Below are 7,189 nucleotides of genomic sequence, written 5' to 3' on the forward strand. Positions count from 1 at the left end.
TTGTGTTGGTGTCGGGGCGCGGCGTTGCCGCGCCCCGGTCGCGCACTGGGTGCGCTCACTGCAGGAGCGCACCCAGTGCGCGAAACAACCCGCCTCAGTCCTAAGGCATCACCGGCGGCACATACGTCAACGTCAGCCCCAGCGCCCACAACAGCCCAAGCACCAGCGGCACATGCACCACCAGCTGCATGAAGGTGAAACCCACCACGTCGCGCGCCTTCAACCCCAGCACGCCTAACAGTGGCAGCATCCAGAACGGATTGATCAGGTTGGGCAATGCCTCGGCCGCGTTGTATACCTGGACGGCCCAGCCCAGATGCACGTGCAGATCGTTCGCCGCCTGCATCACGTAGGGTGCTTCCACCAGCCACTTGCCGCCACCCGAAGGCACGAAGAAGCCGAGGATCGCCGAGTACGCGCCCATCACCAGCGAGAACGTATCGGTGGAGGCGACGTGCACGAACAGCCCCGAGAGTCGATGGGCCAGCGTCTGGTCGCCAAAACCGGGTGCATGCGTCAGCAAGGCGGCAATGCCACCGTACAGCGGAAACTGGATCAGCACGCCGGCGGTGCTGGGCACGGCACGCGACACCGCATTGAGAAAACTGCGTGGACGCCAGTGCAGCAACAAGCCGACCGTGAGGAACAGGAAGTTGTAGGTGTTGAGGTTGGCGATCGCCGTCACCGCCGGCTTGGTGGCGAACTCGTAGCCGAGCCAGCCCAGGCCGAGCAGTCCGATCAGCAGCGAAAGCAGCGGGCTGTATTCCGGCCACTCGCCGGGACGTTGCCGTGGCGGCAATGCGGGCGTGGCCGTTTCCGTCACGCCGAAGTCCTCCGCCGTGCGTGCATTGGCATCCGACGGTGCCGTGAGCCAGCAGATCAGCAGCGATACGCTGATCAGCACTGCGGTGAGCACCATCGATTGCCACAGGAAAATGGTTTCGCTGAAAGGCAGTACGCCGGTGATGTTGATCAACCCCGGCGGCATGCTCTTGGGATTGGCCTGAAGTTGCGCGGCCGACGACGACAGGCCCATGGCCCACACGGCGCCAAGCCCGAGGTACGCCGCCGCGCCGGCTGCCCGGTAATCCAGGCGCAGATCGGCACGCCTCGCGAGCGCGCGCACCAGCAGGCCACCAAACACGAGCGAGAATCCCCACGAGAGCAGCGAGGCCAGCATGCTCACCAGGCCCACGTAGCAGATGGCGCCGCGCCCCGTGCGAGGCACGCGTGCCAGCCACTCGATGAAGCGCGCGACGATCGGCGCGGTGGCCACCACGTAACCGCCGATGACCACGAAGGCCATCTGCATGGTGAAGGGAATCAAGCTCCAGAAGCCGTCACCGAACGCGTTCACGGTGACGGTCGGCGTCGCGCCAAAGGACAACGCCGCTATCGCCACGATCACCACACCCAGTGCCGCGAATACCCAGGCATCCGGAAACCAGCGTTCCGACCAGGCGGCGCTGCGCAGGGCGGCGCGGGCCAGCAGACCTTCGTTTGTCGCGTTCATGGGCGCTCCCGGGCAAGAACCGGGGGCATGGTGGGCATCGGATGGCCGGCGGGGCAAGCCGACCATGGTCGAAAACGGCTCTAGCGTGCGCCCCGGCGCTGCTTGGCGAGGGTGATCGCACCCACGCCGACCAGGATGATGGCCATGCCGGCCAGGTCATACGGGCCCACGGTTTCGCCGGCCAGCAGCACGCCAAACAGCACCGCCACGGGCGGATTCACATAGGCGTAGCTGGTCGCCAGCGCCGGCCGCGCGTGCTTGAGCACGTAGAGATAGGCGCTGAAGGCGATGATGGAACCGAAGATCGCCAGATAGATCAACGCGCCGGTGGCGCGCAAGGTGGGATGCGCCGGCATTTTCTCGCCGGTGAGGTAGCCCACGATCAGCAGGGCGACGCTGGCGCACAGCATTTGCGCGGCCGTGTTCATGGGGCCGGCCGGCATGACCTGACGGCGACTCCAGGCCGAGCCGAAGGCCCAGCTCATGGCCGCCACGATCAAGGCCAGGGCGCCGATGCGCGAGCCGGACAAACCGCTGCCAAGATTGAGCACGACCACGCCGACGAAGCCGATCACCAGGCCCACCGTTTCGCGCCGCGACGGCCACTCGCCGTACATGCCGGAAAACAGCGCCGCGAACAGCGGCATGCTGGCCACGGCAACCGCCGCGATGCCTGAGCTCACACGCTGTTCGGCAAAACACACCAGCCCATTGCCGAAGCCGAGCAGCAACGTGCCGGTGATCGCCGCGTTGCGCCACTGCAGTCGCGTCGGCATGGCATGGCCGAGCAAGCGGAGCACGCCGAACAGCAACAGTCCCGCGCAAATGAAGCGTACGCCGGCCAGCAGGAACGGCGGATAGCTTTCCAGCGCGAACCGGATGCCCAGGTAGGTGGAACCCCAGATGATGTACAGCGAAAACAGCGCCAGCGGCACCATCAGGCGGCTGGCGACAACGGGGGCGGGCGCCGCGGCGGCGGATGTCGAGGCTGAATCATTCATGGGCAGAGGCGCGCTGAGGGCATCGCGGGGTCGATGCCAGCCGATAGTGTACAAGCGCAACCACGTTAGCCCGGCACGGGGAGGGGCGGTAGCGAGGCTTGTGCAAGGCAGTCTTGAGACGCGCTCAAGCCGCGCGCGGTTTTCAGGCGGCCGAACGCGACGCGCCGGGTTCCTTGCGATGCTCGCTGGCCAGCAGCTCGCGCTTGCGGGCAACGCCCCATCGCCAGCCACCGAGCGAACCGTCTTCGCGCACGATGCGATGGCAGGGCACGATCAGCGCCAGCTTGTTGCTGCCGCAGGCCTGGCCAATGGCCCGCGCCGCCTTGGGTACGCCGAGCTCTGCTGCAAGTTCGCCGTAACTCTTGGTGCTTCCGCTGGGGATGCGGGTGAGTGCATTCCATACGCGCCATTGAAAGGCCGTGGCCGCCACGTCCAGCGGCGGCAGCTCCGGTGCTGCCGTATCACTCCAGCCCAATTCACTGGCGATGCGCGCGATGACGGCGTCCAGCCATTCCTCACGACCAGCATCGACGCGCTCGTGCGTGGCCCGCGGAAACTCTTCCGCCAGGCGTGCCTCGAGCTCTTCATCATTGTCGCCCAGTGTCACCGAGCAGATGCCGCGAGAGGTGGTCGCCACGAGCAGGCGGCCGAGCGGCGTATCAGTGGTGGTATAGCGGATATCCGCACCCGCGCCGCCGGCACGGTAGCTGGCCGGGGTCATGCCCAGCAGGCGATCGCTGTGTTCGTAGACGCGGCTGCCGGACCCGAAGCCCGCGTCGTATACCGCGTCGGTGACGGCCGCGCCCTGGCGCAGTGCGGTCTTGAGCTGTCCAAAACGGCGGGCACGATGGTATTCGGCCGGGCTCATGCCGAAGCGCCGCCGGAACGCGCGCTGCAAGTGACTAGGGCTCAACTGGACCGCATCGGCGAGCGCCTGCAGGGTCGGCGCCTCTTCGGCGCGTTCAATTAGCTGGCGGGCCTGTTCCAGAACGGATTCGGTAGCGAGGCGGGCATTCATGGCGGTATCCCTGATGCGATGGAGTCAGCCTAAAGCTGGCCCGGTGTCGTCACCATCCGGATCTTGCGCCTGTCGCAATCGCTCGCCCGCTCTTGCAGGAGCGCACCCGGTGCGCGATCGCGGACTGGACTGTCATTCGTACGAGCGCCGTTCGCGCACTGGGTGCGCTGCTACAACAACAGGCAGGCGTTCGCTTCAGCGCGCCGCGTGGCGCGTCTGGTGCAGCACCACGAATTCGCCCTCGATCACTTCGGGCTTGTGCGTCGTGCGGGCCGCAGGCCGGGCAGTACGGGAACGCGACCACTGGCGCAGGGCGAATACCAGACCGCCACCGACCAGCAGCACGCCAGCTACCATCAGACCGAACACCATCAACACGCCCACCACCACCAGCCCGATGACAAGCGACAGGGCGCGGATCAGCGGATGGCGGGAACGACGCGGCAAGGGCAGCGAAAAGCGCATGTGTTAAAAATCCGTGTGGTAAAATCAACGACTTACGTGCGTAACGATGGGGCCTGACGGCCGAAGAGGCAAGTGCCGATGGATACAGCTACTCCCGACCGGGCGCTTTGCCGGATCGATGAAATTCCCGATGGCGGCGCAATCGCCGTCGATGCGGTGCTGCGTGATGGCGAAGAGAGCGTCATCGTGCTGCGTCGCGAGGACACCGTGCGCGCCTACATGAATATCTGCCCGCATGCGGGCCGCCGGCTGGATTGGGCACCGGGCAAATTCCTGATCAAGGATCGCCTGCTGATCTGCGCAGCCCACGGGGCTTCGTTCAACGATGAGGACGGCCTGTGCGTGGGCGGCCCGTGCCGCGGCGAACACTTGCGCAGCGTGGGTGTGCGTATTGCCGACGGCGAGGTCTGGCTGGACGAGTGACACGAATGGAGGGCCTCGCGCCGTGCGCGGGGCCGTGGGCCATCACTCGACAATCTTGTCGAGGTTCCCGTTGAAGTTGTCGAAGTCGCGATCGCTGGTGAGCGAGTACAGGCCATAGCGCCGGCCCAGGCGGGCGCCGCCGTCGCGGATGAGCGGATCCCACACGAAGGTCGCGCGGTTGAGCGTGGAGCGCGGCAGCATCAGATCGAACGGGATCGACACATAGATGCCCTTGTCGAAGCTGCCTTCGCCAAACTGCTGCGCCGATACGTTGGTCTTCGTTGCGTACGCACCCATGCGCACGCCGTTGCGGAACTCGCGGGAAACGTCCAGCGTGGCGCCCCAGTCGCCCGCCAGGTAGCGGCCAGCGCTCACCGCGACCAGTACGTCCTTGTAGCCAAGATCGAAGTAACCGGTCACGAAACCGGTGACGATGTGGTAATCGCGGAACGAGAAGTCCTGGTCGTAGCCACGCTGCTTGACCCAGTCGATTTCCGTGCCGATGGCCCAGCGCTGGCCGAACGGGCGATAGAGCATCTCGCCACCGACGCCACCGAACATGCTCTCCAGCATGCCCGCATAGGCCATGCCATACAGGTCGTTGCCGAGCTGCCGGGTGCCGGTCAGCTGGAAGATCGGCATGGTGAGATTCGAACTGGTCATGTACTGGCGCACGTCGGTGCGCACGCGCGGCAGCTCGCTCGGCGCGTCGTACGTGAACTTGTCGTAGTTGTTGATCAGGTTGAGGCTGGCCGCGCCGCTCCACCAGAAGTTTGGGGTGAAGTGGAAATCCACGTCATACACCGCTGCAATCTGATACAGCAGAAACGCGTCGGGCCCGCCGAGGCTCTGGCCATAGGCAAAGGAAAACGACTGATCCCAGCGGTGCACGGGCACGCTGTAGAGCACCTGTTCCCTGCGCGGCGTAGGGGCGTTCTGCTCCACGCTACGGCGGAATTGGGAAAGGTCGATATCGTGATCCACCAGTTCATCGAAACGCTGGCGATGCACGCTCGTTTCGACGGTGGACAAGCCTTCCTGCTGCGATACCACGGTGTACCAGTCGATCGACGGACCGAGCTGATTGTCGAGCACGCGTGCAGCACGCCCCACGGCCTTGGCCGAATAGAAGTAGCGATCCTGCTCGCCGCTTACCACGATTTCGCTGCCGCGCCGGGTGATGCTGGATACCTGGATGCCCGCATTGTCGTGCAGTGCAGCCGACACCTTGGCCCAGTCGACCTGTTCGGGAGTCGTGGTGACAGCCTGTGCATTCCGTTTCGGCAGCGGCGGATCCAGCAGTTTCGGCGGGGCCGCACTGGTTGCCATGTTGGCGTGGAAGCTGAGCCCGAAGACCACCGTGTTGCCGCGCTCCAGCGCCAGGCTCAGGTCCAGGTTGCGGCTGGGACGAATCACCGCGCCGACATTCACCGGTGAACTCTGTTTCTGGTTGTTGTGCTGCGGCTCGTGCTGATAGTCGTTGCCGTCGTATTCGGCTTTCAGCACCAGCCAGTCCCAGGGTGTCTGGTAGGAGATGCCGCCGAAGAGGGCTGCGGGTCCACGAAAATAGTGGTTTGTGCTGAGCTTGCCCGTTCCGCTGCTTCCATCGGGGCGCGTATCAAACTTGTCACTGAGGACGGAGAGCGGATTGCTGATATCGCCACGGCCGCCGACGTAACCCCAGCCCATACCCAGGCTGGCATCGAAGGCACCGAAACGCTTGTTGATCACTACGTATTCGCCCGAAAACAGACCGGTGCCACCAATGTCGCGAGCGCCTACGCTGAGGTCGGGCAGGTAGCGGCTCTCCGTCCAGAGCCGCACTTTCACGTCGATCGATTTGTCCTTATAGCTCTGCGAGCCGCTCAAGGAGTCGGGGCCATAGAGGCGATTGCTCACCGCCGTATAGCGAAAAATACCCTCCAGCCACGGCAACGGCTGCAACGAGAAATTGTATCGGTCGTAGGGCTGCGCATGGCTCGCGGTAAAGGCCAGTTCACCTTCCTCGGCCATGCGCGCCGTCGGCGTCTGCCACAGGCCGACGCCGCCAAAATCAGCTTGCGTTGGCGCATTCTGTGCGTGCGTCGTGCTCATCAGCAGACAGCCCGCCAGCGACAACGCACAGCCACAGCGGCGCGGCAAGACAGGTTTGCGTCCCGCTGCCTTGGCCATTCGATAGGGGCTTCCCAGCCGGTACCGCTTCATCATGGGGCGTCCGTGCTCCCCACGGGTTGGGTGGCGAGAAATTCCGCCATCTCGCGATTGACGTCAGGTGCCACGTGTACGGCGCTTTCGCGCAGGGGCACGAAAATCATGGCGCCGGGCGCCAAGGGCATCGGGGAACCGGCGTTCCACAAGCCAACGCCCTGCTTGAAAACGCGGCCATCGGGCTGAATCACGAAGATCCAGTCACCGTCCGCGACAGAGGAGCGTGGGCAGGCGCGGAGAAATTCGTGTGCATCCCGAAGCGCCACGTGTGCCAGCTCGCAGGCGTTGACCACGGCCCCCACGACACGAACATCGGTAGGCCGTCGCGGGTAATAAAGGGTATCGCCATCGAGTACAGGTCGGTTCTCGGTGGGCGTGATTTCCACCGCACGAGGATCGAGCAAGGCGACTTGGCGACCCGTGGCCGGCATCGCCTGCAACCATGTGTACAAGGATGCGGCGATGCCAGCGACGTCCTCACGGTCGTCGCGGATGGCCTGTTGGCGAACCGCATCCAGATCGAACAGAACGCCAGCCTTCAGGCGCGCCTGCTCGGACAGC

At 64.9% G+C, this 7,189-nt stretch carries 7 protein-coding genes; 1 reads left to right on the plus strand and 6 read right to left on the minus strand.

From position 1 onward, the window contains the following. Positions 1 to 100: 100 nt before the first annotated feature. The 4 genes from VFG49_RS01225 to VFG49_RS01240 all read right to left on the minus strand — a co-directional run bounded on the left by VFG49_RS01225 (position 101) and on the right by VFG49_RS01240 (position 3,997). Positions 101 to 1,513 carry a short-chain fatty acid transporter gene (locus VFG49_RS01225; protein ID WP_324857574.1) on the minus strand — a complete coding sequence of 471 codons (1,413 nt, stop codon included), beginning with the start codon at positions 1,511 to 1,513 and terminating at the stop codon, positions 101 to 103. Positions 1,514 to 1,593: 80 nt separating this feature from the next. Next, entirely contained in the window at positions 1,594 to 2,514 is a 921-nt protein-coding gene (gene yedA, locus VFG49_RS01230; protein ID WP_324857576.1) for a drug/metabolite exporter YedA, read from the minus strand. Positions 2,515 to 2,656: 142 nt separating this feature from the next. After that, on the minus strand, positions 2,657 to 3,532 hold the full coding sequence (locus VFG49_RS01235; protein WP_324857578.1) for a methylated-DNA--[protein]-cysteine S-methyltransferase: 876 nt from the start codon (positions 3,530 to 3,532) through the stop codon (positions 2,657 to 2,659). Between the two features lie 195 nt (positions 3,533 to 3,727). Then, the gene (locus VFG49_RS01240; RefSeq protein WP_324857580.1) at positions 3,728 to 3,997 is read right to left on the minus strand and encodes a hypothetical protein; all 270 of its coding nucleotides are present in this window, start codon (positions 3,995 to 3,997) and stop codon (positions 3,728 to 3,730) included. Positions 3,998 to 4,075: 78 nt separating this feature from the next. Between VFG49_RS01240 and VFG49_RS01245 the strand changes: the two genes are divergently transcribed. Then, positions 4,076 to 4,420: a Rieske (2Fe-2S) protein gene (locus VFG49_RS01245; protein WP_324857582.1), complete on the plus strand. Its 345-nt coding sequence runs from the start codon at positions 4,076 to 4,078 to the stop codon at positions 4,418 to 4,420. Between the two features lie 42 nt (positions 4,421 to 4,462). Here the strand turns inward: VFG49_RS01245 and VFG49_RS01250 are convergent, their stop codons facing one another. Next, positions 4,463 to 6,514 carry a YjbH domain-containing protein gene (locus VFG49_RS01250; RefSeq protein ID WP_324857584.1) on the minus strand — a complete coding sequence of 684 codons (2,052 nt, stop codon included), beginning with the start codon at positions 6,512 to 6,514 and terminating at the stop codon, positions 4,463 to 4,465. Between the two features lie 110 nt (positions 6,515 to 6,624). Beyond that, positions 6,625 to 7,189 (minus strand): capsule biosynthesis GfcC family protein (locus VFG49_RS01255; protein WP_324857586.1); only part of this gene is annotated, 565 nt, incomplete at its 5' end.

The organism is Dyella sp. (assembly GCF_035685885.1).
Lineage (GTDB): Bacteria > Pseudomonadota > Gammaproteobacteria > Xanthomonadales > Rhodanobacteraceae > Dyella.